The sequence below is a fragment of the Streptomyces sp. NPDC040622 genome, assembly GCF_055593965.1.
In genome coordinates, this window is sequence record NZ_JBVIXD010000013.1 from 135878 (window position 1) to 161743 (window position 25866).

Annotated in this window: 25 protein-coding genes; 21 read left to right on the top strand and 4 right to left on the bottom strand. The window is 69.4% G+C overall.

The genetic code is table 11. The features are described from left to right. Positions 1-234: 234 nt before the first annotated feature. The 20 genes from thrB to ACZ592_RS33545 all read left to right on the top strand — a co-directional run bounded on the left by thrB (position 235) and on the right by ACZ592_RS33545 (position 20404). Positions 235-1152, top strand: a complete 918-nt coding sequence (gene thrB, locus ACZ592_RS33450; RefSeq protein WP_471585445.1) for a homoserine kinase — start codon at positions 235-237, stop codon at positions 1150-1152. Positions 1153-1546: 394 nt separating this feature from the next. Further along, positions 1547-3607 (top strand): transcription termination factor Rho, encoded by a 2061-nt coding sequence (gene rho / locus ACZ592_RS33455; protein WP_471585446.1) that lies wholly within the window; start codon positions 1547-1549, stop codon positions 3605-3607. A 340-nt stretch (positions 3608-3947) separates the two neighbouring features. After that, positions 3948-5075 carry an LCP family protein gene (locus ACZ592_RS33460; protein ID WP_471585447.1) on the top strand — a complete coding sequence of 376 codons (1128 nt, stop codon included), beginning with the start codon at positions 3948-3950 and terminating at the stop codon, positions 5073-5075. A gap of 204 nt (positions 5076-5279) precedes the next feature. After that, positions 5280-5504 (top strand): 50S ribosomal protein L31, encoded by a 225-nt coding sequence (gene rpmE / locus ACZ592_RS33465; RefSeq protein ID WP_471585448.1) that lies wholly within the window; start codon positions 5280-5282, stop codon positions 5502-5504. A gap of 115 nt (positions 5505-5619) precedes the next feature. Beyond that, positions 5620-6696, top strand: a complete 1077-nt coding sequence (gene prfA / locus ACZ592_RS33470; RefSeq protein WP_471585449.1) for a peptide chain release factor 1 — start codon at positions 5620-5622, stop codon at positions 6694-6696. A 45-nt stretch (positions 6697-6741) separates the two neighbouring features. After that, complete coding sequence (gene prmC / locus ACZ592_RS33475) at positions 6742-7587, top strand: peptide chain release factor N(5)-glutamine methyltransferase (protein WP_471585450.1); 846 nt, start codon at positions 6742-6744, stop codon at positions 7585-7587. A 49-nt stretch (positions 7588-7636) separates the two neighbouring features. After that, positions 7637-8284, top strand: coding sequence for an L-threonylcarbamoyladenylate synthase (locus ACZ592_RS33480; RefSeq protein ID WP_150172252.1), 648 nt, complete (start codon positions 7637-7639; stop codon positions 8282-8284). Next, positions 8281-8934 (top strand): arsenate reductase/protein-tyrosine-phosphatase family protein, encoded by a 654-nt coding sequence (locus ACZ592_RS33485; protein WP_471585451.1) that lies wholly within the window; start codon positions 8281-8283, stop codon positions 8932-8934. The genes ACZ592_RS33480 and ACZ592_RS33485 overlap by 4 nt, the downstream gene beginning before the upstream one ends. 77 nt (positions 8935-9011) lie before the next feature. Next, positions 9012-10262, top strand: a complete 1251-nt coding sequence (locus ACZ592_RS33490; protein WP_471585452.1) for a serine hydroxymethyltransferase — start codon at positions 9012-9014, stop codon at positions 10260-10262. A 130-nt stretch (positions 10263-10392) separates the two neighbouring features. Beyond that, positions 10393-11739 (top strand): MraY family glycosyltransferase, encoded by a 1347-nt coding sequence (locus ACZ592_RS33495; protein WP_471585453.1) that lies wholly within the window; start codon positions 10393-10395, stop codon positions 11737-11739. A 261-nt stretch (positions 11740-12000) separates the two neighbouring features. Then, on the top strand, positions 12001-12438 hold the full coding sequence (locus ACZ592_RS33500) for a hypothetical protein (RefSeq protein ID WP_471585454.1): 438 nt from the start codon (positions 12001-12003) through the stop codon (positions 12436-12438). A 276-nt stretch (positions 12439-12714) separates the two neighbouring features. Beyond that, entirely contained in the window at positions 12715-13485 is a 771-nt protein-coding gene (gene atpB, locus ACZ592_RS33505) for a F0F1 ATP synthase subunit A (protein WP_471585528.1), read from the top strand. A 76-nt stretch (positions 13486-13561) separates the two neighbouring features. Beyond that, positions 13562-13801: an ATP synthase F0 subunit C gene (atpE, locus tag ACZ592_RS33510; protein ID WP_055564408.1), complete on the top strand. Its 240-nt coding sequence runs from the start codon at positions 13562-13564 to the stop codon at positions 13799-13801. Positions 13802-13839: 38 nt separating this feature from the next. Beyond that, on the top strand, positions 13840-14388 hold the full coding sequence (locus tag ACZ592_RS33515) for a F0F1 ATP synthase subunit B (protein WP_471585455.1): 549 nt from the start codon (positions 13840-13842) through the stop codon (positions 14386-14388). Next, positions 14385-15209, top strand: coding sequence for a F0F1 ATP synthase subunit delta (locus ACZ592_RS33520; RefSeq protein WP_471585456.1), 825 nt, complete (start codon positions 14385-14387; stop codon positions 15207-15209). The genes ACZ592_RS33515 and ACZ592_RS33520 overlap by 4 nt, the downstream gene beginning before the upstream one ends. A 119-nt stretch (positions 15210-15328) precedes the next feature. Further along, entirely contained in the window at positions 15329-16921 is a 1593-nt protein-coding gene (gene atpA, locus ACZ592_RS33525; RefSeq protein WP_471585457.1) for a F0F1 ATP synthase subunit alpha, read from the top strand. A 20-nt stretch (positions 16922-16941) separates the two neighbouring features. Further along, positions 16942-17862, top strand: a complete 921-nt coding sequence (locus ACZ592_RS33530) for a F0F1 ATP synthase subunit gamma (RefSeq protein ID WP_471585458.1) — start codon at positions 16942-16944, stop codon at positions 17860-17862. After that, complete coding sequence (gene atpD, locus ACZ592_RS33535; protein ID WP_471585459.1) at positions 17862-19304, top strand: F0F1 ATP synthase subunit beta; 1443 nt, start codon at positions 17862-17864, stop codon at positions 19302-19304. Before ACZ592_RS33530 ends, atpD begins: the two co-directional genes overlap by 1 nt. Before the next feature lie 133 nt (positions 19305-19437). Further along, positions 19438-19809 (top strand): F0F1 ATP synthase subunit epsilon, encoded by a 372-nt coding sequence (locus ACZ592_RS33540; protein WP_471585460.1) that lies wholly within the window; start codon positions 19438-19440, stop codon positions 19807-19809. A 145-nt stretch (positions 19810-19954) separates the two neighbouring features. Next, the gene (locus ACZ592_RS33545; protein ID WP_471585461.1) at positions 19955-20404 is read left to right on the top strand and encodes a DUF2550 domain-containing protein; all 450 of its coding nucleotides are present in this window, start codon (positions 19955-19957) and stop codon (positions 20402-20404) included. A 105-nt stretch (positions 20405-20509) separates the two neighbouring features. Here ACZ592_RS33545 and ACZ592_RS33550 read toward each other — a convergent pair whose 3' ends face one another. The 3 genes from ACZ592_RS33550 to ACZ592_RS33560 all read right to left on the bottom strand — a co-directional run bounded on the left by ACZ592_RS33550 (position 20510) and on the right by ACZ592_RS33560 (position 24395). Beyond that, positions 20510-22324, bottom strand: a complete 1815-nt coding sequence (locus ACZ592_RS33550) for a glycosyl hydrolase family 18 protein (RefSeq protein ID WP_471585462.1) — start codon at positions 22322-22324, stop codon at positions 20510-20512. 233 nt (positions 22325-22557) lie between these two features. Further along, entirely contained in the window at positions 22558-23208 is a 651-nt protein-coding gene (locus tag ACZ592_RS33555; protein WP_471585463.1) for a response regulator, read from the bottom strand. Further along, positions 23205-24395 carry a sensor histidine kinase gene (locus ACZ592_RS33560; protein ID WP_471585464.1) on the bottom strand — a complete coding sequence of 397 codons (1191 nt, stop codon included), beginning with the start codon at positions 24393-24395 and terminating at the stop codon, positions 23205-23207. The genes ACZ592_RS33555 and ACZ592_RS33560 overlap by 4 nt, the downstream gene beginning before the upstream one ends. A 214-nt stretch (positions 24396-24609) precedes the next feature. Between ACZ592_RS33560 and ACZ592_RS33565 the strand changes: the two genes are divergently transcribed. Next, positions 24610-25230, top strand: coding sequence for a hypothetical protein (locus ACZ592_RS33565; RefSeq protein ID WP_471585465.1), 621 nt, complete (start codon positions 24610-24612; stop codon positions 25228-25230). Between the two features lie 59 nt (positions 25231-25289). On the opposite strand, the gene ACZ592_RS33570 is transcribed toward ACZ592_RS33565, so the two are convergent. Then, positions 25290-25862 (bottom strand): cob(I)yrinic acid a,c-diamide adenosyltransferase, encoded by a 573-nt coding sequence (locus ACZ592_RS33570; protein ID WP_471585466.1) that lies wholly within the window; start codon positions 25860-25862, stop codon positions 25290-25292. Between the last annotated feature and the right edge of the window lie 4 nt (positions 25863-25866).

Here is a 25866-nt window from a genome sequence, read left to right on the forward strand (position 1 = left end):
CAAACCCGCGACTCCGGACAGGGGGTGGCACAGGGGGCTTACGACACGCATCGTGCGCCTCCTGTGCGCCCTATGTCGCCACAGAACCTTCCTTCGATAGGCTGTACCGAACCCGCCCCGCCGCACATGCCGCGGTGCCGCCGTCGTTCGCGGCCTTCGGGTGTTCCGTACATGTGGCACGTACTGAAAATACGGAGCCTCAAAAACACGCAGCTCAAGGAGAGTCATCGAGCGATGGCCGGTCCCGCGTTCCGCGCCGCCGCCGTCCGGGTGCGCGTCCCCGCCACCAGCGCCAACCTCGGTCCGGGCTTCGACGCCCTGGGCCTGTCGCTGGGTCTGTACGACGACGTGGTCGTCCGGGTGGCCGACTCCGGGCTGAACATCGACATCGCCGGAGAGGGCAGTGAGACCCTCCCGCGCGACGAGTCGCATCTGCTGATCCGTTCCCTGCGCACCGCCTTCGACCTCCTCGGCGGACAGCCGCGCGGGCTCGAGATCGTCTGCGCCAACCGCATCCCGCACGGCCGGGGCCTCGGCTCCTCGTCCGCGGCCATCTGCGCGGGCATCGTCGCCGCGCGCGCCGTGACCATAGGCGGCGAGGCCCGGCTCGACGATGCCGCGCTGCTCGAACTGGCCACCGAGATCGAGGGCCATCCGGACAACGTCGCCGCCTGTCTGCTCGGCGGTTTCACGCTCTCCTGGATGGACGGGGGAGCCGCGCGGGCCATCAGGATGGACCCCGCCGATTCCATCGTTCCGGTGGTTTTCGTACCCGGAAAGCCCGTCCTCACCGAGACGGCCCGCGGCCTCCTGCCGCGCACCGTCCCGCACGTCGACGCGGCTGCCAACGCGGGCCGGGCGGCCCTGCTCGTCGAGGCCCTGACCAGGCGCCCCGAGCTGCTGCTGCCCGCCACGGAGGACCGTCTGCACCAGGAGTACCGCGCCCCGGCCATGCCGGAGAGCGCCGCCCTGGTGGAGCGGCTGCGCGCCGACGGCGTGCCCGCGGTGATCTCCGGCGCGGGCCCCACGGTCCTCGCGCTGGCCGAGGAAAGCGCGGCCGACAAGGTCGCACGTCTGGCGGGAGAGGGCTGGGCGGCCAATCGCCTGGCACTCGACGCCACGGGAGCGAGCGTGCTGCCACTTGCGTCCTGACGCAGTGAACACAGGGATTTCGGGGTGTCCCGATCCCGAGAGGGGGAATGTTTGTTGGATCCGGTAGTGTTAATCTCAAGTCTGCACCCGTCCTCACCATGGCGAGGTGCTTTGTGTCCCCGTCCGGGACAACCATTCTTCCGGGAGCCCCCCAAACTGCTTCGTGCCTTGCACTGAGCGGTCCTGAACACGCTCCGGAACCGGCATGACCGAGCCGGGTGACACCGCACATCAGTGGCACCGCGCCGGGAATCGCCATCACCAATGAATTCTTCCGCCGCGTTGGCGGACCACCGCCCCGGCACGGTCCACAGAATGCAAGGACCGACCGCCGGACAGCACAACCGGTCGCCGAGCCAGACAGGCCGACGTCCGCTCCAGGGAAGGACCCTTCGTGAGCGACACCACCGATCTGATGGGCGTGACTGCCGACACGCCCGCCACGGACGCCTCCGCGGCGCCTGCCACCGGTGCTTCGGCCGGGTCCCGGCGGCGCCGCGGCACCGGCCTCGAGGGCATGGTGCTGGCGGAACTGCAGCAGGTCGCATCGGGCCTTGGGATCAAGGGCACCGGGCGCATGCGCAAGAGCCAGCTGATCGAGGTCATCAAGGAGGCGCAGGCAGGGGGCGGAGCCCCGGCGAAGAGCGCCGCGGCTTCCGGGGACACCACCGAGTCCAAGCCCAAGCGCCGGGCCACCTCGAAGGCCCGTACGGGCGAGGACGCCGCCGAGCCCGCCAAGGCGAGCGCGGACAAGTCCGCCGGTGCCAAGGCCGAGAAGGCCACGGCCCAGCAGCAGATCGACATCCCCGGCCAGCCGGCCGGCGGCCCCGCACGCTCGGGCGACGCCGAGCGGGACGAGCAGCCGGCCGGTGAGCGCCGCCGCCGTCGCGCCACCGCCGACGCGGGCAGCCCCGAGACGGTCACCGCCGAGGCGAAGGCCGACAAGGGCGACGCGTCCGAGGGCAAGGGCGAGAAGGCCGACAAGGGCGGCGACGGCTCCGGCGACAACGACGGCCGCCGGGACCGCCGTGACCGCCAGGGCCGCGGCCGTGACCGTGACCGCGACCGCCGCGGCAACAAGGGCGACGACCAGCAGGGTGGTGGCGGCCGCCAGGACCGTCAGGACCGCCAGCAGCAGGGTGGCGGCGGCCGTCAGGACCGCCAGGACCGCCAGCAGCGTGACAACGGTCCGCAGGACGACGACGACTTCGAGGGCGGCCGGCGCGGCCGCCGGGGCCGTTACCGCGACCGCCGCGGCCGTCGTGGCCGCGACGAGCAGGGCTTCGGCAACGAGCCGCAGGTCTCCGACGACGACGTCCTGATCCCCGTCGCGGGCATCCTCGACATCCTCGACAACTACGCGTTCATCCGTACGTCGGGCTACCTCCCCGGCCCCAACGACGTGTACGTCTCGCTGGCCCAGGTCCGCAAGAACGGCCTGCGCAAGGGCGACCACGTCACCGGCGCGGTCCGTCAGCCCAAGGACGGCGAGCGCCGCGAGAAGTTCAACGCGCTCGTCCGCCTGGACTCGCAGAACGGCATGGCGCCCGAATCCGGGCGCGGGCGGCCGGAGTTCAGCAAGCTGACGCCCCTTTACCCGCAGGACCGGCTCCGTCTGGAGACCGACCCGGGCGTGCTCACCACCCGCATCATCGACCTCGTCGCGCCCATCGGTAAGGGTCAGCGCGGTCTGATCGTGGCCCCGCCGAAGACCGGCAAGACCATGATCATGCAGGCGATCGCCAACGCGATCACGGTGAACAACCCCGAGTGCCACCTGATGGTCGTCCTGGTCGACGAGCGTCCGGAAGAGGTCACCGACATGCAGCGGTCGGTGAAGGGCGAGGTCATCTCCTCGACCTTCGACCGCCCCGCCGAGGACCACACCACGGTCGCCGAGCTCGCCATCGAGCGCGCCAAGCGTCTGGTGGAGCTGGGCCACGACGTCGTCGTGCTGCTCGACTCGATCACGCGTCTGGGCCGTGCGTATAACCTGGCGGCGCCGGCCTCCGGCCGCATCCTGTCCGGTGGTGTCGACTCGACCGCGCTGTACCCCCCGAAGCGCTTCTTCGGCGCCGCGCGCAACATCGAGGACGGCGGCTCGCTGACCATCCTCGCGACCGCGCTCGTCGACACCGGGTCCCGCATGGACGAGGTCATCTTCGAGGAGTTCAAGGGCACCGGCAACGCCGAGCTCAAGCTCGACCGCAAGCTCGCCGACAAGCGCATCTTCCCGGCGGTGGACGTCGACGCGTCCGGCACCCGTAAGGAAGAGATCCTGCTCGGCAGCGACGAGCTCGCCATCACCTGGAAGCTGCGCCGCGTGCTGCACGCGCTCGACCAGCAGCAGGCGATCGAGCTGCTGCTCGACAAGATGAAGCAGACGAAGTCGAACGCCGAGTTCCTGCTGCAGATCCAGAAGACGACCCCGACGCCGGGCAACGGCAACGACTAGTCGTCCTCTGCGGTCCCCGGCCGTCACAGGCCACTGGAAGGGCCGTCCCGTCACTGCTGTGACGGGACGGCCCTTCTGGCATGTGGTGTGGCGCGAGCGAGACCTTGGCCACACACATAAGAGATTCTCACGGTCACGGGCAGTAGCGCCGTGGCGGAAAAAACCGCAGGTGAGGGGCTGAAATCGAGGGGGAGGGGTACACGGTCGGTCACGAGTGTGCGCCGGGGCGCGCACGGGTCGCTGTGCAACCCTTCAAGCGGTTTTGCCGTCTGACAAGTACGACAAACCGCGCCTGACCCTGGAAGCAGGGGATATCCGACCGACGAGGACCGAGGAGCCCATGACCGACGAGAGCACTTCAGCGGACGCGGCCGAATCGAAGGCCAGGCGCGCCCGCGGGGGAGGTGGCCGTCGCCGCAAGCCGCGCAAGCGCAGCAAGGCGCTCGTGGTCACTGCGTGGACCGCGGCCTCGGTGGTCGTTCTCGGCGGAGGAGGCCTCGGCTTCCTGTACTTCAAGCTCAACGGCAACATCAAGGGCGTCGACATCAACGCCGCGCTCGGCACGGATCGCCCCATGGACGTCGACAACGGCTCCCAGGACATCCTCGTCCTCGGCTCCGACTCGCGCTCCGGCGACAACGCCAAGTACGGCAAGGACGAGGGCGCGGCCCGCTCGGACACCGCGATGATCGTCCACGTCTACAAGGGCCACAAGAAGGCCAGCGTCGTCTCCATACCGCGTGACACCCTGATATCCCGGCCCGAGTGCACGACGGACGACGACGAGACGGACCCCGGCGGCCAGCGGCAGATGTTCAACACGGCGTACGAGGTGGGCGGGCCCGCCTGCGCCGTCAAGACCGTCGAGAAGATGTCCGGCGTCAGGATGGACCACTACGTCGAGGTGGACTTCACGGGCTTCAAGAAGCTCATCGACACCCTCGGCGGCGTCGACATCACCACCAAGAAGGACATCCGCGACAAGGACAGCCACCTCGACCTGGACGCCGGCACCCACACCCTCAACGGGGAGCAGGCCCTCGGTCTGGTCCGCACCCGGCACGGCGTCGGCGACGGCAGCGACCTCGGCCGCATCCAGCTCCAGCAGGCCTTCATCAAGGCCCTGCTCAACCAGGTCAAGGACGTCGGCGTCTTCAGCAACCCGAAGAAGCTGTACGACCTCGCGAACGACGCGACCAGCGCCATCACCACCGACTCCGACCTGAACGACGTCAAGAGCCTCGCGAGCTTCGCGAACGGGCTCAAGGGCATCGGCGCGGGCGACATGAAGATGGTCACGCTGCCCATCCAGTACGACCCGGCCGACCCCAACCGGGTGCTGCCCCTGGAGAAGGCCGACCAGGAGGTCTGGGACGCGCTCAGGGCCGACAAGCCCATCCCCAAGTCCGCCACCGAGCAGTCGGCGGGCGACAAGGGCGACGCGGGTGACGTGGTCGACAGCCACTGAGCAGTCGGTGAGCAGTCGGTGGGCAGCCACTGACCGGTCACCGGCCGGTCACTGAGCCCGGCCCCCGGACCTTGGGGAATAGATCGGCCCCCACCCCGGTTTTGGGAGATACGGCCGGTCCTGGCAGACTGGTACGTCGGCCCCGGTTCACGTACGAGCAATCCGCGCGTACGACCCGGTGCCCTCCCGAAACTAGGAGACACCTTGAAGCGCGACATCCACCCCGAGTACGTCGAGACCCAGGTCAGCTGCACCTGTGGCGCCGAGTTCACCACCCGCAGCACGATCTCCAGCGGCACCGTCCGCGCCGAGGTCTGCTCCGAGTGCCACCCGTTCTACACGGGCAAGCAGAAGATCCTCGACACCGGTGGCCGTGTGGCCCGCTTCGAGGCCCGCTTCGGCAAGGCTGCAGGCTCCGCCAAGAAGTAGCGAGCCACTGCGCCGGTCATCGGCCGCCCTCGCGAGGGGGCGGCCGGGACCGGCGCTTTTGCCGTCCCGCAGCCAATTCGCGTGGATCCACCGCGCAGAAACCCAGGAGCCCCCGATGTTCGAGGCGGTCGAGGAACTGATCGGCGAGCATGCCGATCTCGAGACGAAGCTCGCTGACCCGTCGGTCCACGCCGATCAGGCCAACGCGCGCAAGCTCAACAAGCGCTACGCCGAGCTGACCCCGATCGTCGCGACGTACCGCTCCTGGAAGCAGACCGGGGACGACATCGAGACGGCGCGCGAGTTCGCCGCCGACGACCCCGACTTCGCCGCCGAGGTCAAGGACCTGGAGCGGCAGCGCGAGGAGATCACCGAGAAGCTGCGGCTGCTGCTCGTGCCCCGGGACCCGTCCGACGACAAGGACGTCATCCTGGAGGTCAAGGCGGGCGCGGGCGGCGACGAGTCGGCCCTGTTCGCCGGCGACCTGCTGCGCATGTACCTGCGGTACGCGGAGCGCGTCGGCTGGAAGACCGAGATCATCGACGCCACCGAGTCCGAGCTCGGCGGCTACAAGGACGTCCAGGTCGCGGTGAAGACCAAGGGCGGCCAGGGCGCCACCGAGCCCGGCCAGGGCGTCTGGGCGCGACTGAAGTACGAGGGGGGCGTGCACCGTGTGCAGCGCGTGCCCTCCACCGAGTCCCAGGGACGCATCCACACCTCCGCGGCCGGCGTCCTGGTGACGCCCGAGGCCGAGGAGGTCGACGTCGAGATCCACGCGAACGACCTGCGCATCGACGTCTACCGCTCCTCGGGCCCCGGTGGCCAGTCCGTCAACACCACCGACTCCGCGGTGCGCATCACGCACATTCCCACCGGAGTCGTCGCTTCCTGCCAGAACGAGAAGAGCCAGCTCCAGAACAAGGAGCAGGCCATGCGTATTCTGCGTTCCAGGCTCCTCGCGGCGGCCCAGGAGGAAGCGGAGAAGGAGGCCGCGGACGCCCGCCGCAGCCAGGTCCGCACCGTCGACCGCTCCGAGAAGATCCGGACGTACAACTTCCCCGAAAACCGGATCTCGGACCACCGCGTCGGCTTCAAGGCGTACAACTTGGACCAGGTGCTCGACGGTGACCTCGACGCGGTCATCCAGGCCTGCGTCGACGCGGACTCCGCCGCCAAGCTCGCCGCCGCGTAAGGCACCCCCCGAAAGACCCTTCACGACCCGCCCCGGAGGACCAGCGTGAACCTGCTGCTCGCGGAAGTGGCCCAGGCCACCCAGCGGCTGGCCGACGCCGGCGTGCCCTCGCCGCGCAACGACGCGGAGGAGCTCGCCGCCTTCGTGCACGGCGTGAAGCGGGGCGAGCTGCACTCCGTCAAGGACTCCGACTTCGACGCCCGCTACTGGGAGACGGTGGCCCGGCGCGAGGCCCGTGAGCCGCTGCAGCACATCACCGGGCGGGCCTTCTTCCGCTACCTGGAACTGCAGGTCGGCCCCGGTGTCTTCGTGCCGCGCCCGGAGACCGAGTCCGTCGTCGGGTGGGCCATAGACGCCGTCCGCGCGATGGACGTCGTCGAGCCGCTCATCGTCGACCTGTGCACCGGATCCGGCGCCATCGCCCTCGCCATGGCCCAGGAGGTCCCGCGCTCGCGGGTGCACGCCGTGGAGCTCTCCGAGGACGCCCTGAAGTGGACGCGGAAGAACGTCGAGGGGTCCAGGGTCGACCTCCGCCGCGGAGACGCCAGGGAGGCCTTCCCGGAGCTCGACGGCCAGGTCGACCTCGTGATCTCCAACCCGCCGTACATCCCGCTCACCGAGTGGGAGTACGTCGCCCCCGAAGCCCGCGACTACGACCCCGAGCTCGCCCTCTTCTCCGGCGAGGACGGCCTCGACCTGATCCGCGGCATCGAGCGCACCGCCCACCGGCTGCTGCGCCCCGGGGGAGTGGTCGTCATCGAACACGCGGACACCCAGGGCGGGCAGGTCCCGTGGATCTTCACCGAGGAGCGGGGCTGGGCCGACGCGGCCGACCACCCCGACCTGAACAACCGCCCGCGCTTCGCGACGGCCCGCAGGGCGATGCCGTGAGGACCAAGACTTCGAGTCAGCAGCACGTTTCAGTGAGGAGTCCGGACTAATGGCACGGCGATACGACACCAACGACGCGACCGACCGTACGACCGGTCTGCGCGAGGCCGCGTCCGCCGTCCGCCGTGGCGAGCTGGTCGTCCTGCCCACCGACACCGTCTACGGCATCGGCGCGGACGCCTTCTCCCCGGAGGCGTGCGCCGACCTGCTCGACGCCAAGGGCCGCGGGCGCAACATGCCCACCCCCGTCCTGATCGGCTCGCCGAACACGCTGCACGGCCTGGTCACCGACTTCTCCGAGATGGCGTGGGAGCTCGTCGACGCCTTCTGGCCCGGCGCCCTCACTCTCATCGCCAAGCAGCAGCCCTCCCTGCAGTGGGACCTCGGCGACACCCGCGGCACGGTCGCCATCCGCATGCCGCTGCACCCCGTCGCCATCGAACTGCTCACCGAGGTCGGCCCCATGGCCGTCTCCTCCGCCAACCTCACCGGGCACCCCGCCCCCGAGGACTGCGACGCCGCCCAGGAGATGCTCGGCGACTCCGTCTCCGTGTACCTGGACGGCGGCCCGACCCCCGGCATCGTCCCGTCGTCGATCGTCGACGTGACGGGCAAGGTGCCGGTGCTGCTCCGTGCGGGCGCCCTTGACGCGGACGAGCTGCGCAAGGTGGTACCCGACCTCGAGGTGGCGAATTGACAGCCCCTGAGACGGGGCGTGGCATAGCGGGCTTCCCGGGCTCTGCGGGTGCGTTCCGCATCCTCCACGTCAGTACCGGCAACGTGTGCCGCTCGCCGATCACCGAGCGGCTGACCAGGCATGCCCTGGCCGACCGCCTCGGGGACCCGCTGACCGGCGGCCTGATCGTGGAGAGCGCGGGCACCTGGGGCCACGAGGGCGCCCCGATGGAGACCAACGCCGAGACCGTCCTCGCCGACTTCGGGGCGGACGCCAGCGGCTTCATGGGCCGCGAGCTCCTCGACGACCACGTCATCCGCGCCGACCTCGTGCTGACCGCGACGCGCGACCACCGCGCGCAGGTCATCTCCATGGGGCACTCGGCGGGCCTGCGCACGTTCACCCTCAAGGAGTTCACGCGGCTCGTGCGGGCGATAGACCCGGCGACCCTGCCCGACCCCGACGGGGAGGGCGTGGTCGAGCGTGCCCGCGCCCTGGTGCGGGCCGCCGCGGCGCTGCGCGGCTGGCTCCTCGCGCCCAACGTGGAGGCCGACGAGGTGTACGACCCGTACGGGGCGCCCCTGCCGTTCTTCCGCTCGGTGGGCGACGAGATCAACCAGGCCCTGGACCCCGTGGTGACGGCGCTGACCGGGGTGCCCGCACACATGTAGCCGCGGCCCCGCGCGGGCCCGCCCGCACCGGCCTACATTGGATCTGAGGTCACCCCTGCGAGGCCCCGGAGCCCACGATGACGGTCAGCACGGCACCCAGCGCCCCCGCGGCGTACACGGATCTCGACGCGCTGCGCCGACAGGACCCGGAGCTCGCCGACGTCCTCATCGGTGAGGCCGCCCGGCAGGCCGACGCGCTCCAGCTGATCGCCGCCGAGAACTTCACCTCGCCCGCCGTCCTGACCGCCCTCGGCTCCCCGCTGGCCAACAAGTACGCCGAGGGCTATCCCGGCGCCCGCCACCACGGCGGCTGCGAGCTGGTCGACGTCGCCGAGCGGATCGCCGTCGACCGGGCCAGGGCCCTGTTCGGCGCCGAGCACGCCAACGTGCAGGCGCACTCCGGGTCCTCCGCCGTGCTCGCCGCGTACGCCGCGCTGCTGCGGCCGGGCGACACCGTCCTGGCGATGGGCCTGCCGTACGGCGGCCACCTCACGCACGGCTCGCCCGCGAACTTCTCCGGGCGCTGGTTCGACTTCGTCGGCTACGGCGTGGACCCCGAGAGCGGCCTGATCGACTACGACCAGGTGCACGCCCTCGCCCGCGAGCACCGGCCCAAGGCGCTCGTGTGCGGCTCGATCTCCTACCCGCGGCACATCGACTACGCGGCGTTCCGCGAGATCGCCGACGACGTGGGCGCGTACCTCATCGCGGACGCCGCCCACCCCATGGGCCTGGTGGCCGGGGGAGCGGCACCCAGCCCGGTGCCGCACGCCGACGTGGTCTGCGCGACCACGCACAAGGTCCTGCGCGGCCCGCGGGGCGGCCTCCTGCTGTGCGGGGCCGATCTCGCCGAACGGATCGACCGTGCCGTCTTCCCGTTCACGCAGGGCGGCGCACAGATGCACACGATCGCCGCCAAGGCGGTGGCGTTCGGCGAGGCGGCGGCACCGGCCTTCACGGCGTACGCCCATCAGGTGGTCGCGAACGCGCGGATCCTGGCCGAGGCGATGGCCGCGGGCGGTTTCGCGATCACGACCGGCGGTACGGACACCCATCTGGTTCTGGCCGATCCGGCACCCCTGGGAGTGGACGCGCACACCGCCCGCGGCAGGCTCGCCGCGGCCGGCATCGTCCTGGACACCTGCGCCCTGCCGCAGGGCGAGATCCGCGGCCTGCGCCTTGGCACCGCCGCCGCCACGACCCAGGGCATGGGCGGCCCGGAGATGGTGCGCATCGCCGGACTGCTGGTCGGCGCGGTGCGCGAGGACCCGGACGTACGAGAAGAGGTACGTGAACTGGTGGGAAGATTTCCGCCGTATCCGGGGTAGGACGGGGCGGCCGCGTCGGGGACCGACAGCTACTCGTGCAACCATCGTCGCTACCCGGAAGTCCCCAACCGTATGCGCGCAAAGCTAGGGTGTGGGGCTGAGATGGCCAGCGAGACCTGTGGGGAAGCCCGTGCGTGAATACCTCCTGACGCTCTGCATCACGGCCGCGGTGACCTACCTGCTGACCGGCCCGGTGCGGAAGTTCGCGATCGTGGCCGGCGCCATGCCGGAGATCCGCGCCCGCGACGTGCACCGGGAGCCCACACCGCGGCTCGGCGGCATCGCGATGTTCTTCGGCCTGTGCGCCGGACTCCTGGTCGCCGACCACCTGCCGAACCTGAACACGGTCTTCGAGAACTCCAACGAGCCGCGCGCGCTGCTCTCCGGGGCGGCGCTGATCTGGCTGATCGGTGTCCTGGACGACAAGTTCGAGATCGACGCCCTGATCAAGCTCGGCGGCCAGATGATCGCCGCGGGCGTCATGGTCATGCAGGGTCTGACGATCCTGTGGATCCCGGTCCCCGGCGTCGGCACGGTGTCGCTCACCTCCGGGCAGGGCACGCTGCTCACCGTGGCGCTCGTCGTCATCACGATCAACGCGGTCAACTTCGTCGACGGCCTCGACGGCCTCGCGGCGGGCATGGTCTGCATCGCCTCCGCGGCGTCCTTCATGTACGCCTACCGGATCTGGTACGGGTACGGCATCGAGGCCGCGGCACCCGCCACGCTCTTCGCCGCCATCCTCATGGGCATGTGCCTGGGCTTCCTGCCGCACAACATGCACCCCGCCCGGATCTTCATGGGCGACTCCGGCTCGATGCTGATCGGTCTCGTCCTCGCGGCGGGCGCGATCTCCGTCACCGGGCAGGTCGACCCGGCCGCGATGAAGCTGAACTTCGGCGGCGGCCGCGACGCCACCCACGCGATGCTGCCGGTCTTCATCCCGCTCCTGATGCCGCTGACGATCATCGCGATCCCCTTCGCCGACCTGGTCCTCGCGATCGTCCGGCGCACCTGGAACGGGAAGTCGCCGTTCGCCGCGGACCGCGGTCACCTGCACCACCGGCTCCTGGAGATCGGCCACTCGCACAGCCGCGCGGTGCTGATCATGTACTTCTGGTCGGCGCTCATCGCTTTCGGCACCGTCGCGTACTCGGTGCACTCGACGAGCACCTGGATCCTGCTGCTCATCGTCGCCCTCAGCGCGGTCGGCCTCGTTTTGCTCCTCCTGCCGCGCTTCACGCCGCGCACCCCGCGGTGGGCGGAGGCGTTCGTGCCGCCGCGCTACCGGCGCCGGGGCACGGCCGCGTCGGACGCGCGGGAGGCGGCGCTCGGGACGGGCGGGGACGGCGGGGAGGGGCAGGCGTCCGGTGACCCGGACCCGAAGGCTCCGGTGGCCGCGGGCGTCAACGGAGCGACCGCCATCGGCGGGCGTTCTCGCTTCGAGGAACGGCGAGAAGCGGAGTCGTCCCGTTGACGCGTGGGACTAAATCGCTCCATTACCAGACAAGTTGACGCTCCGGATGCACAGACGCGCGGATTACCTCTCATGTGTGACAGTGAGCACACCAGGCAGGTAAAGACCTCATCAAATAGTTTGTGATACGGTTCACGAGATCCCGGGGTAGAGCCGAAGGACCGTAGTGCGACGGTCCATTGGCCCGAGGGACCCTCTCGGCCCGGGTCTACGCTCGTCCATGACGACACCCTGCCCCCATCAGTAAGCGGAGCTGCCGCCATGCCGTCTCAAGACGCCCGAAATCTCCTTCAGTCCGCCGTGCCCACGGCTGCCGCCGGCGCGATCGTCGCCGCGGTCAGTGGTGTGGTCGCGGGTGGCAAGGGGGCGCTCGGTGCTGTCGTCGGCACGTTGGTGGTCATCGTCTTCATGGGGCTCGGAGTGTTCGTACTCCAACGCACGGCGAAATCGCTTCCGCAGTTGTTCCAGGCGATGGGGCTGATGCTCTACGTCGCCCAACTCCTGCTGCTTCTTGTCTTCGTGGCGCTCTTCAAGGACACCACGTTGTTCAACCCCAAGGCTTTCGCCGTCGGTCTTGTGGTCGCGACCGTCGTATGGATGGCGTCGCAGGCCCGCGCGTTCATGAAAGCCAAGATCCTTTACGTCGAACCCGACTCCGAGCAGAGCGACAAGCCGGAGAAGTCGGGGTCGTCGCAGTGAAGGGTAGGGGCGGGATAAATGGCCGTTCGAGATGCTGCTATCGTCCGGTGCCAACTGCGGCACTGCGGGCGCGGGCATCTGAGCTGACGCCTGCACGATCGCGAGGCTCGATGCCTGAATGCCGCTCACACTTCCGAAACACCAGTCCGGTGCCGACCCGCGGCTGCGCGCCGCGCCGACACGACAACGAGGTTGCCGTACCTATGCGTCACGCCGAAGGAGCCCGCGGTGAGTGCTGACCAAACTGAGCTCGCCTTTGACTGGAGCTGTCGGATCATGTCCGACAACGGCTGTGGCTTCCCGGCTCCGGGTTTGCACTCGTTCCTCTTCAAGCCGATCGCGACGGTCGGCGGGTTCGAGTTCAACAAGGTCATGCTGCTCGCCCTGCTCACCACGCTTGTCGTGGTCGCCTTCTTCTACACCGCGTTCGGCAAGGCCAAGGTGGTCCCGGGCAAGCTGCAGATGATCGGTGAGGCCGGCTACGACTTCGTACGACGCGGGATCGTCTACGAGACGATGGGCAAGAAGGAGGGCGAGAAGTACGTCCCCCTCATGGTCTCCATCTTCTTCTTCGTATGGATCATGAACATCTGGTCCGTGATCCCGCTGGCCCAGTTCCCCGTCTCGTCGGTCATCGCGTACCCGATCGTGCTCGCGGTCCTGGTCTACGTGCTCTGGGTGTCCCTGACCTTCAAGCGCCATGGCTTCGTGGGCGGCTGGAAGAACATCACCGGCTACGACAACTCGCTCGGTCCGATCAAGTGGCTCGTGTCGTTCATCGAGTTCTTCTCGAACCTGCTGGTGCGCCCGTTCACGCACGCCGTGCGACTCTTCGCGAACATGTTCGCCGGTCACCTGATGCTGGTGATGTTCACCGTCGCCTCCTGGTACCTGCTGAACAGCTACATGATCCCGGCCGCCGGCGTCTCGTTCGTGATGACCGTGGTCATGATCCTCTTCGAGCTCTTCGTGCAGGCCGTCCAGGCGTACGTCTTCGTGCTCCTCGCCTGCACCTACATCCAGGGCGCTCTCGCCGAGCACCACTGAGCACCCTGCCCTCCAAACCCCCAGATCGTCCGGTGGCCAACCCCCACCGGCCCATGAAAGAGAAGGAAGTAACGGCATGTCCGCGACCCTCGAACTCGCCGCTGGCGTCTCCGGCTCCCTCGGTTCCATCGGCTACGGCCTCGCGGCCATCGGCCCCGGCATCGGCGTCGGCATCGTCTTCGGTAACGGCACGCAGGCCCTCGCCCGTCAGCCCGAGGCTGCCGGCCTGATCCGCGCCAACCAGATTCTCGGCTTCGCCTTCTGTGAGGCGCTCGCCCTCATCGGCATCGTTATGCCGTTCGTGTTCGGTAAGTAAGCACTTCTTACTGACACTTTTCGACGAAAGGCATTGATGTGATCGCCAACCTGGTTCAGCTGGCGGCCGAGGAAGAGCAGAACCCGCTCGTCCCGCCGGGTCCTGAGCTGCTCGTCGGCGCCCTTGCCTTCGCCATCGTCTTCTTCTTCTTCTGGAAGAAGCTCCTCCCGAACATCAACAAGGTTCTGGACGAGCGCCGGGAGGCGATCGAAGGCGGTATCGAGAAGGCCGAGGCCGCTCAGACCGAGGCCCAGAGCGTTCTTGAGCAGTACAAGGCTCAGCTCGCCGAGGCCCGGCACGAAGCCGCGCGTCTGCGCCAGGAGGCGCAGGAGCAGGGCGCCCAGCTCATCGCCGAGATGCGGGCCGAGGGCCAGCGTCAGCGCGAGGAGATCGTCGCCGCCGGTCATTCGCAGATCGAGGCCGACCGCAAGGCCGCCGCGCAGTCGCTGCGCCAGGACGTGGGCCAGCTGGCCACCGACCTGGCCGGCAAGCTCGTCGGTGAGTCCCTCGAGGACAGCGCCCGCCAGAGCCGCACGATCGACCGCTTCCTCGACGAGCTCGAGGAGAAGGCCGAGGCTGCTCGATGACAGCGCACGGAGCTAGCCGCGAGGCCCTGGCCGCCGCGCGCGAGCGCCTCGACGCGCTGACGGACAGCACCTCGGTCGACGCCAAGCGGCTCGCGGACGAGCTCGCCGCCGTCACCGCGCTGTTCGGTCGCGAGGTCTCGCTGCGTCGGGTCCTGACCGACCCGGCGCAGTCCGGTGAGGCCAAGGCCGAGCTGGCCGGGCGCCTGCTGACCGGCCAGGTGGGCGGCGAGGCCGCCGACCTGGTGGCCGGCATGGTGCGCTCGCGCTGGTCGCGCTCGCGCGACCTGGTGGACGCCCTGGAGGAGCTCGCCAACCTCGCCGACCTGACCGGTGCGCAGAAGACCGGCGCCCTGGACAACGTCGAGGACGAGCTCTTCCGGTTCGGCCGGATCGTCTCTTCCAGCACCGAGCTGCGGGCCGCGCTGACGGACCGCGCCGCCACCGGTACGGCCAAGAGCGAGCTGCTGCGCAGCCTGCTCGGCGGTCGCGCCGAGGACGTCACGGAGCGTCTCGTCGAGCGCCTTGTGACCGCGCCGCGTGGACGTAGCCTGGAAGAGGGACTCGAGTCCCTCGCCAAGCTGGCCGCGGACCGTCGCAACCGCATGGTCGCCGTCGTCACTTCCGCCGTTCCGCTCTCGGACCGGCAGAAGGAGCGTCTCGGCGCCGTCCTGGCCAAGGTGTACGGACGCCCGATGCACCTCAACCTCGACGTGGACCCCACGGTCCTCGGCGGGATCACGGTCCAGGTGGGCGACGAGATCATCAACGGCAGCATCGCGGACCGCATCGAGGAAGCCGGCCGCCGCGTGGCCGGCCAGTAATTCAACAAGCATGACCTACGGCCCTAGTTGGGCCGTGCAGAGGATTCACCTCTTTCTTGGGGGGAGTCCCCATCCCCCCAAAGAAACTTCGGGCCCAACAAGGAGAGCAGGGAACCCAGATGGCGGAGCTCACGATCCGGCCGGAGGAGATCCGGGACGCGCTGGAGAACTTTGTCCAGGCGTACAAGCCGGACGCGGCCTCGCGCGAGGAGGTCGGTACGGTCACCCTTGCCGGCGACGGCATCGCGAAGGTCGAGGGCCTGCCCTCGGCCATGGCCAACGAGCTGCTGAAGTTCGAGGACGGCACGCTCGGTCTCGCGCTCAACCTGGAAGAGCGCGAGATCGGTTCGATCGTCCTCGGCGAGTTCAGCGGCATCGAGGAGGGCCAGTCGGTCAGCCGTACCGGCGAGGTCCTGTCGGTCGCGGTGGGCGAGGGCTACCTCGGCCGCGTCGTCGACCCGCTCGGCACCCCGATCGACGGCCTCGGCGAGATCGAGACCGTCGGCCGTCGTGCCCTTGAGCTGCAGGCCCCCACGGTCATGCAGCGCAAGTCGGTGCACGAGCCGATGGAGACCGGCTACAAGGCCGTCGACGCGATGACCCCGATCGGCCGTGGCCAGCGTCAGCTGATCATCGGCGACCGCCAGACGGGCAAGACCGCCCTGGCCGTCGACACGATCATCAACCAGCGCGACAACTGGCGCTCGGGCGACGTGAACAAGCAGGTGCGCTGCATCTACGTCGCCATCGGTCAGAAGGGCTCCACCATCGCCTCGGTGCGCGGTGCCCTCGAAGAGGCCGGCGCGCTGGAGTACACGACCATCGTCGCCGCCCCGGCGTCCGACCCGGCCGGCTTCAAGTACCTTGCGCCGTACACCGGTTCGGCCATCGGCCAGCACTGGATGTACGAGGGCAAGCACGTCCTCATCATCTTCGACGACCTCTCGAAGCAGGCCGACGCCTACCGCGCCGTGTCCCTGCTGCTCCGCCGCCCGCCGGGGCGCGAGGCCTACCCGGGTGACGTCTTCTACGTCCACTCGCGTCTGCTCGAGCGCTGCGCCAAGCTCTCCGACGAGCTGGGCAAGGGCTCGATGACCGGTCTGCCGGTCGTCGAGACCAAGGCGAACGACGTGTCGGCGTTCATCCCGACCAACGTCATCTCCATCACCGACGGCCAGTGCTTCCTGGAGTCGGACCTCTTCAACGCCGGTCAGCGCCCCGCGCTGAACGTCGGTATCTCCGTCTCCCGAGTCGGTGGTTCCGCGCAGCACAAGGCGATGAAGCAGGTCTCGGGCCGCCTCCGCGTGGACCTCGCCCAGTTCCGTGAGCTGGAGGCGTTCGCCGCCTTCGGTTCCGACCTGGACGCCGCGTCGAAGGCCCAGCTCGAGCGCGGTCAGCGCATGGTCGAGCTGCTCAAGCAGCCGCAGTACGAGCCGATGGCGACCGAGGACCAGGTCGTGTCCGTGTGGGCCGGTACCACCGGTCGCATGGACGAGGTGCCGGTCAACGACATCCGTCGCTTCGAGCGCGAGCTGCTCGAGTACCTGCACCGCAAGGAGCAGGGCCTCATGACCTCCATCAAGGAGGGCGGCAAGATGTCGGACGACACGCTGTCGGCCATCAGCGACGCCATCGCCGAGTTCAAGAAGCAGTTCGAGACCTCGGACGGGAAGCTTCTCGGCGAGGACGCTCCGGCCGCCGCCGGTAAGTGACGACGGAAGGGACCTGACTCATGGGAGCCCAGCTCCGGGTCTACAAGCGTCGCATCAAATCCGTCACCGCGACCAAGAAGATCACCAAGGCGATGGAGATGATCGCCGCCTCGCGCGTCGTCAAGGCGCAGCGCAAGGTGACGGCGTCCACGCCGTACGCGACCGAGCTCACCCGCGCGGTCACGGCGGTCGGAACGGGTTCGAACACCAAGCACCCGCTGACGACGGAACCGGAGTCGGCGACGCGCTCCGCGGTACTGCTCCTGTCGAGCGACCGCGGTCTGGCCGGCGCCTTCAACTCCAACGCCATCAAGGCCGCGGAGCAGCTGACCGCGCGTCTCGAGGCCGAGGGCAAGGAGGTCGACTCGTACATCGTCGGCCGCCGTGGTCTGGCCCACTACAACTTCCGCGAGCGCAAGGTCGTGGAGTCGTGGTCGGGATTCACCGATGAGCCTACGTACGCGGACGCCAAGCAGATCGCGGCGCCGCTGATCGAGGCGATCGAGAAGGAGACGGCTGAGGGCGGCGTGGACGAACTCCACATCGTCTACACCGAGTTCATCTCGATGATGACGCAGACGGCGGTCGACAGCCGCCTGCTGCCGCTCAGTCTCGAAGAGGTCGCGCAGGAGTCGAAGTCCACCAAGGACGAGATCCTTCCGCTGTTCGACTTCGAGCCGTCGGCGGAGGACGTCCTCGACGCCCTGCTGCCGCGCTACGTCGAGAGCCGTATCTACAACGCGCTGCTCCAGTCGGCTGCCTCCAAGCACGCCGCCACGCGCCGCGCGATGAAGTCGGCGACCGACAACGCCGGGGACCTGATCAACAGCCTCTCCCGGCTTGCCAACGCGGCCCGCCAGGCCGAAATCACCCAGGAAATCAGCGAGATCGTCGGCGGCACAGCAGCGCTGGCCGACGCGACCGCGGGGAGTGACAAGTAATGACGACCACTGTTGAGACGGCCGTTGCCACGGGCCGCGTCGCCCGGGTCATCGGCCCGGTCGTCGACGTGGAGTTCCCCGTCGACGCGATGCCGGAGATCTACAACGCCCTGCACGTCCAGGTCGACGACCCGGCCGAAGAGGGCGCGAAGAAGACGCTGACCCTCGAGGTCGCCCAGCACCTGGGTGACGGCGTGGTCCGCGCGATCTCGATGCAGCCCACCGACGGCCTGGTCCGCCAGGCGCCCGTCACCGACACCGGCAAGGGCATCTCGGTGCCGGTCGGCGACGTGACCAAGGGCCGGGTGTTCAACACCCTCGGTGAGGTCCTGAACGACGACCCGTCCACGGTCGCCGACGCCGAGCGCTGGACGATCCACCGCAAGGCCCCGGCGTTCGACCAGCTCGAGTCGAAGACCGAGATGTTCGAGACCGGCCTGAAGGTCGTCGACCTTCTCACCCCGTACGTCAAGGGTGGAAAGATCGGTCTGTTCGGTGGTGCCGGTGTCGGCAAGACCGTGCTGATCCAGGAAATGATCGTCCGTGTGGCCAAGCTGCACGACGGTGTCTCCGTCTTCGCCGGTGTCGGCGAGCGCACCCGTGAGGGCAACGACCTCATGGTCGAGATGGACGAGGCCGGCGTGCTGGACAAGACCGCCCTGGTCTTCGGCCAGATGGACGAGCCGCCGGGCACGCGTCTGCGCGTCGCCCTGGCCGGTCTGACTATGGCGGAGTACTTCCGCGATGTGCAGAAGCAGGACGTGCTGTTCTTCATCGACAACATCTTCCGCTTCACGCAGGCCGGTTCCGAGGTCTCGACCCTGCTCGGCCGCATGCCCTCCGCGGTGGGCTACCAGCCGAACCTGGCCGACGAGATGGGTCTCCTCCAGGAGCGCATCACCTCGACCCGTGGTCACTCGATCACCTCGATGCAGGCGATCTACGTCCCCGCGGACGACCTGACCGACCCGGCCCCGGCGACCACGTTCGCCCACCTCGACGCGACGACGGTGCTTTCCCGTCCGATCTCCGAGAAGGGCATCTACCCGGCCGTGGACCCGCTGGACTCCACGTCCCGCATCCTGGACCCGCGCTACATCGCGCAGGACCACTACGACACCGCCATGCGTGTCCGTACGATCCTGCAGAAGTACAAGGACCTCCAGGACATCATCGCGATCCTCGGCATCGACGAGCTCGGCGAAGAGGACAAGCTCGTCGTCGCCCGTGCCCGTCGCGTGGAGCGCTTCCTGTCCCAGAACACCCACGCCGCCAAGCAGTTCACCGGCGTGGACGGTTCGGACGTGTCCCTCGACGAGTCGATCGCGGCCTTCAACGCGATCTGCGACGGCGAGTACGACCACTTCCCGGAGCAGGCGTTCTTCATGTGCGGTGGTCTTGAGGACCTCAAGAAGAACGCCAAGGAGCTCGGCGTCTCCTGAGCCTCGTAGCTCATGTCGGAGAGGGGCGGGTTGCACCCCGCGCGGGGGCCGTGTCCCGCCCCTCTTCGTACGCCCACTAGAATTTGACCCAACACCCGGCTGAACCGCCGGGTGGTGACCCGAGGAGCCACCCTTGGCTGCTGAGCTGCATGTCGAGCTGGTCGCAGCGGACCGCAGTGTCTGGTCCGGTGAGGCCACCCTGGTCGTCGCGCGTACCACGTCCGGCGACATCGGCGTCATGCCCGGTCACCAGCCGCTGCTCGGTGTGCTGGAATCGGGCCCGGTGACCATTCGTACGAGCGACGGCGGCACGATCGTCGCCGCCGTCCACGGAGGATTCATCTCCTTCGCGGACGACAAGCTGTCGCTGCTGGCCGAGATCGCGGAGCTGTCCGACGAGATCGACGTCCAGCGTGCGGAGCGGGCGCTGGAGCGCGCGAAGTCGGAGGCGGACGCCTCCGCGGAGCGGCGTGCCGACGTCCGACTGCGTGCGGTGGCGCGCTGACCCCAGCGCGCGGCGTAACGTGACTCAGCCGCGGCCAGGTCCGGGAAGGTTCCGGACCGGGTCGCGGCTGAGGCAATGCGGGTGCAATGTATTGGTCCGTTGTCGGTCCTTCGACCGACAGTAGAGGCGAGGAGGTCGGTGCCGGATGATCCTCACTCTGCTCGTGTGCGGACTTGCTTTGATCGTGCTGGTGTTGCTGGGGCTCTTCGTCTTCGGACTGCGGCGCCGGCTGATCCAGCGCTCCGGCGGCACCTTCGACTGCAGCCTGCGCTGGCACGCGCCGGACAAGGGCGACACGTCCGGCAAGGGCTGGGGGTACGGCGTCGCCCGCTACAACGGCGACCGCGTCGAGTGGTTCCGCGTCTTCTCCTACGCTCCCCGGCCCCGCCGGGTCCTCGAGCGTTCCGCCATCGAGGTCGTGGACCGGCGCGCGCCGGACGGCGAGGAGGAGCTGGCCCTGCTCTCCGACGCCATCGTCCTCGGCTGTCTGCACCGGGGCTCCCGCCTCGAACTGGCGATGAGCGAGGACGCCCTCACGGGCTTCCTCGCCTGGCTGGAGGCGGCGCCTCCCGGGCAGCGCGTCAACGTGGCGTAGCCCGCGTACCACCTGAATAGCGTGAACCGGCCGACGGCATGAAGAAGCCGGGGAGACAGGGGGCGATCCTGTCTCCCCGGCTTCGTCCGTGGGGGACGGTCCCGGTTACTTCAGGCCGTCGTTGATGGCGCTCACCAGCTCGCCGTTGCTGGTGTCACCGCTGAACTCCCAGAAGAAGGCACCGCCGAGCTTCTGGTCCTTGGCCCAGGTCATCTTGGCGCGGACGGTGGCCGGGGTGTCGTAGCTCCACCAGTTGCTGCCGCAGTGGGCGTAGGCGGTGCCGGCGACCGTGCCGTTGGACGGGCAGGAGTTCTTCAGGACCTTGTAGTCCTCGATGCCCGCCTCGTAGGTGCCCGGGGCGGCGCCGGTGGCCGTGCCGCCCGGCTCCTTCTGGGTGACGCCGGTCCAGCCGCGGCCGTAGAAGCCGATGCCGAGCAGCAGCTTGGCCGAGGGGACGCCCTTGGCCTTGAGCTTGGCGATGGCGGCAGCGGAGTTGAAGCCGTCCTTCGGGATGCCCGGGTAGGACGTGAGCGGGGAGTGCGGGGCGGTGGGGCCCTTCGCGTCCCAGGCGCCGAAGAAGTCGTACGTCATCACGTTGTACCAGTCGGCGTACTGCGAGGCGCCGCCGTAGTCGGCCGCGTCGATCTTGCCGCCGTCCGAGCCGTCGGCGGTGATGGCGGCCGTGACGAGGTTCTTGGCGCCGAACTCGTTGCGGAAGGCCTGCATCATCGTCTTGAAGACGGCCGGGCCGCTCGTGTCGCAGGTCAGGCCGCAGGCGTTGGGGTACTCCCAGTCCAGGTCGATGCCGTCGAAGACGTCGGCCCAGCGCGGGTCCTCGACCAGGTCGTGGCAGGACTTGGCGAAGGCGGCCGGGTTCTTCATGGCGTCGGTGAAGCCGCCGGACCAGGTCCAGCCGCCGAAGGACCAGAGGATCTTGACGTTCGGGTACTTGGCCTTGAGCTTGCGCAGCTGGTTGAAGTTGCCGCGCAGGGGCTGGTCCCAGGTGTCGGCGACGCCGTCGACGCTCTGGTCGGCGGTGTAGGCCTTGTCGATCGCCGCGTAGGAGTCGCCCATGGTGCACTTGCCGCCCTGGACGTTGCCGAAGCTGTAGTTGATGTGCGTGATCTTGCCGGCCGAGCCGGAGGTCGCGATGTTCTTCGCGTGGTAGTTGCGCTGGTAGACGCCCCACTCGGTGAAGTAGCCGAGCTTGACCTTGTCGCCGGGCTCGGGGTCCGGGCCGCCGCCACCGGTGGTGCGGACCTTGACGGCGCCGCTGACGGGGCCCGTCTGGTCGGCGGTGTCGCGGGCCTGGACGGTGTACGAGTAGTCCGTGCCGGCGGTCAGGCCGGAGTCGCTGTAGGTGGTGCCGGTGACGGTGGCGACCTTGGCTCCGTCGCGCAGGACGTCGTAGTTCTTGACGCCCTTGTCGTCGGTGGCGGCCTTCCAGTCGAGCTTCACCCCGGTGTTGGTGATGCCGGAGGCGGTCGGGGTGCCGGGGGCGCTCGGCGGGTTGTCACCGGGGACGCTGCCGCCGTCACAACTGGCGCCGTTCAGCTCACACTTGGCGGGCGCGCCGGGACCGGTGCCGTTGAACCCGAAGGAGACCGAGGCGCCGGGGGCGAGCGTCCCGTTCCAGCCGAGGTTCTTGGCGGTCCAGCGGTTGCCGGAGTTGGTGACGGTGGCGTCCCAGGCGGAGGTCACCTTGGTGTCGGAGGGGAAGTCCCAGGCGACGTTCCAGGAGCTGATGCTGGTGGTGCCGGTGTTCTTGATCGTCCACTTGCCCTCGAAGCCGTTGCCCCAGTCCTGGGTCTTGGCGTACGTGGCGGTGGCCGCGGGGGCGGCGTCGGGAGCCGCCTCGGCGGAGCCGCCGAGCGCCACCAGGGTGGCGAGCGGCAGCAGCAGCGTGGTCACTCCCGCCACGGCTTTGTGTCTGAATCTGAGTCTCGGGCGGGTGGTGCTCTTCTTGAAGCGCACGAGGTGCTCCTCGGGTGAGATCCGGGGGTCTTAGGGGTTGAACCCTGCGCCGCCCGTGAGCACGTGGACACGTGGGGGAGTGCTCACCGCAGTGCGGCGAGAATAGAAAGGTCTGGACCAGCGGTCAAGAGGTCTGAACCATTGGCCGGATCGCGACGGTCCGCCGGCCGCCGTCCGGATCAGACGCCCAACTCCTGTGCCAGTACCGCCGCTTGGACCCGGCTGCGCAGCTCCAGCTTGCCCAGCAACCGGCTGACGTGCGTCTTCACCGTCGCCTCCGCCATGGACAGGCGGGTCGCGATCTCCGCGTTCGACAGGCCGTCGCCGACGCAGGAGAGCACTTCGCGCTCGCGGCGGGTGAGGCTGTCCAGGACGGCCGGGTCCGGCGCGTTCTGGTGGCGCACCGCCTTCGCCGGGGCGGCGAACTCGGCGATCAGGCGCCGGGTGACGGCCGGCGCGATCAGGCCCTCGCCGCGCGCGATCGTCCGCACGCCTTCGAGGAGGTCCTTCGCCTCGGTGTTCTTCAGGAGGAAGCCGGACGCGCCCGCGCGCAGCGCCCCGAACACGTACTCGTCGAGGTCGAAGGTGGTCAGGACCAGGACGTCCGCGAGCCCCTCGGAGACGACCTGGCGGGTCGCGGACACCCCGTCCAGGCGCGGCATCTGCACGTCCATCAGGACCAGGTCGGGGCGGAGTTCGCGGGCGAGCGCGACGGCCTCCTCGCCGTCCCCCGCCTCACCGACGACCTCGATGTCGGGCGCGCTGCCCAGGATCAGCACGAGTCCCGCGCGCACGGCTGACTGGTCTTCGGCGACTAGCACCCGGATCATGCATCGGCTCCTTCGTCTGCGGGGTCGACGGGCAGGGTCGCGGAGACGATCCACACCTTGCCGTCGGGGCTGGTCTCGGGGCCCGATTCGAAGGTGCCGCCGAGCAGTTCGGTGCGCTCGCGCATGCCGACGAGGCCGGCGCCCGAGCCGGGGGCACGCGGCCCGGAGGGGTCCCCGTAGGGGCTGGTCACACGGACGTCGAGGGCGCGGCGCCGCTGGGTGAGGGAGACGGTGACGCGGCCCGGCGACGCGTGCTTGAGGGCGTTGGTCAGGGACTCCTGGACGATGCGGTACGCGGCGAGCTCCACCGGTGTGGGCAGCTTCGGCCCGTCGGGGGTGCGGGTGTCGTCGAGGTCCACGTCCAGGCCGTTCGTACGCGCGTTCGCGACCAGCGGGCCCAGGCCGTCCAGGGTGGGCGCGGCCACGGGCGCCAGATCGCCGGTGTGGTCGCGCAGGATGCCGATGAGGCGGCGCATCTCGGCCAGCCCCTCGACGCTGTTCTCGCGGATGACGGCGAGGGCGTTCTTGCTCGTCGCCGCGTCGTCCAGGGAGAGCGCGGCCGTGGAGTGGATGGCGATCGCCGAGAGGTGGTTGGCGACCATGTCGTGCAGCTCGCGGGCCATCCGGGCGCGCTCGGCGGTGACGGCCTGGGCCCGGTCCATCTCGGCGAGCAGCGCGGTCTGCTCGGCCCGCAGCTTCGCCGCCTCCGCGGCCTCGCGGTGGTTGCGCACGAGGACGCCGGTCGTGGCCGGCGCGAAGGAGACGACACCGGTGACGAAGCCGAGGAGGATGGCCTCCGGCTTCTGGAACCAGGCGAGGAAGCCGACGGTGACCGCCACCGTGACCAGGCCGGTGGTGACCGGGATGCGGCGGGCGGCGGCCGGGGTGCCGTACACCACGGCCGCGTACACGAGGTCCGTGTACATCATGATCGAGACGAGATTGCCGTCGGTGAACTGGTCGGCGACCAGCGCGAGCGTGCCGACGACCAGGGCGAACTGGGGAGCCGTGCGGCGCAGCAGCGACAGGCACGCCAGGGTGCCGAGCGGGATCAGCGCCCAGGTGCCGCCGAGCGGCCGGTCCGTCTGCGCGTGCAGCCCGAGCGCCCACAGCGTGAGCCCGCTGAGCAGGCTGGCCGAGGCGATGGCGACATCGACGCGGTGCGGACGGGCGAGGGGCAGGGCCATGCCCCCATCCAACACGGTGAACCGGCGGTGCTGCCTGGTCCCGGGGGAGGAGCCGGGCCGGTGGCGAGTACATCGAACTGGGTACGGCGACGGCCGTAGCGGCGCCGCTACATCGAAGGATGCAGTCCCACTTCGTCACTGACGACGATGATCCGCGGCCTTCGCGAGGAGAACCTTGAGGGGTGACCGAAGAAGCGACCCCGAGGAGTGCGCCGTGATCGTCACACTGATCATCATCTGCGAGGTCGGCTTCTGGGTGCTGCTGGCCGGCGGGCTCGCCCTGCGGTACTGGGCGAAGATGCCGAGGGCGAGCATCGGCGTCCTGCTGTGCGAGCCGCTGCTGGAGGTCGTCCTCTTCGTCGTCACCGCGATCGACCTGAAGAACGGCGCCGAGCCGGACTGGAAGCACGGCGTGGCCGCGGCCTACATCGGCTATTCCGTCGCGCTCGGCCACTACACGATCAAGTGGGTGGACGTCCGCGTCGCCCACCGTTTCGCGGGCGGCCCGCCGCCCCGCACCCCCAAGTACGGCGCCGCCCGCGCCCTCCACGAGTGGAAGATCGCCGCACGCTGGATCCTCGCGGCGCTGATCGCGGCGGCACTGCTGCAGGGCGCGGTCTGGTACGTGGGCGGGGACGGGAACACCGACTCGCTGCGGATGTGGCAGCAGAGGATGCTGTGGGTGATGGGCATCAACGTCGTCATCGCCGCCACGTACACGCTCTTCCCCAAGAAGGCGCCGGCCACCGCGAAGGCACCGGCCGCCACGAGCGAGGACGCGGGGCCGGCCCCGGACCCGACCCAGGAGCGCAAGAACTTCCTGAGCAAGCTCTAGCGGAGGGGATCACTCCCCGGCCGAGGGCACGGCCGGGGACGGCCGGGAACAGACCGGCCCTAGCGCTCGCCCCCCGGCACCCACAGCACGTCCCCGACCGCCTTGTTCGCCGTGCGGGCGAGGATGAAGAGGAGGTCGGAGAGGCGGTTCAGGTAGGTGGCCGTCAGGGGGTTCATGACGTCGCCGTGGACCTCGAACGCCGCCCACGTCGACCGCTCGGCCCGCCGCACCACCGTGCACGCCTGGTGCAGGAGGGCCGCGCCGGGGGTGCCGCCCGGCAGGATGAAGCTGCGCAGCTTCTCCAGCTCCTCCAGGAAGCGGTCGCAGTCACCCTCCAGCTTGTCGATGTAGCTCTGCTCGACGCGCAGCGGCGGGTACTTCGGGTTCTCGACGACGGGGGTGGAGAGGTCGGCGCCCACGTCGAAGAGGTCGTTCTGGACCCGGACCAGGACCTTGACGACCTCCGCGTCGAGCTGTCCGAGGGCGATCGCCGTGCCGATGGCCGCGTTGGCCTCGTTGGCGTCGGCGTAGGCCGAGATCCGCAGATCGGTCTTGGCGGTGCGGCTCATGTCCCCGAGGGCCGTCGTCCCCCGGTCGCCGGTCCTGGTGTAGATGCGCGTCAGATTGACCATGCGG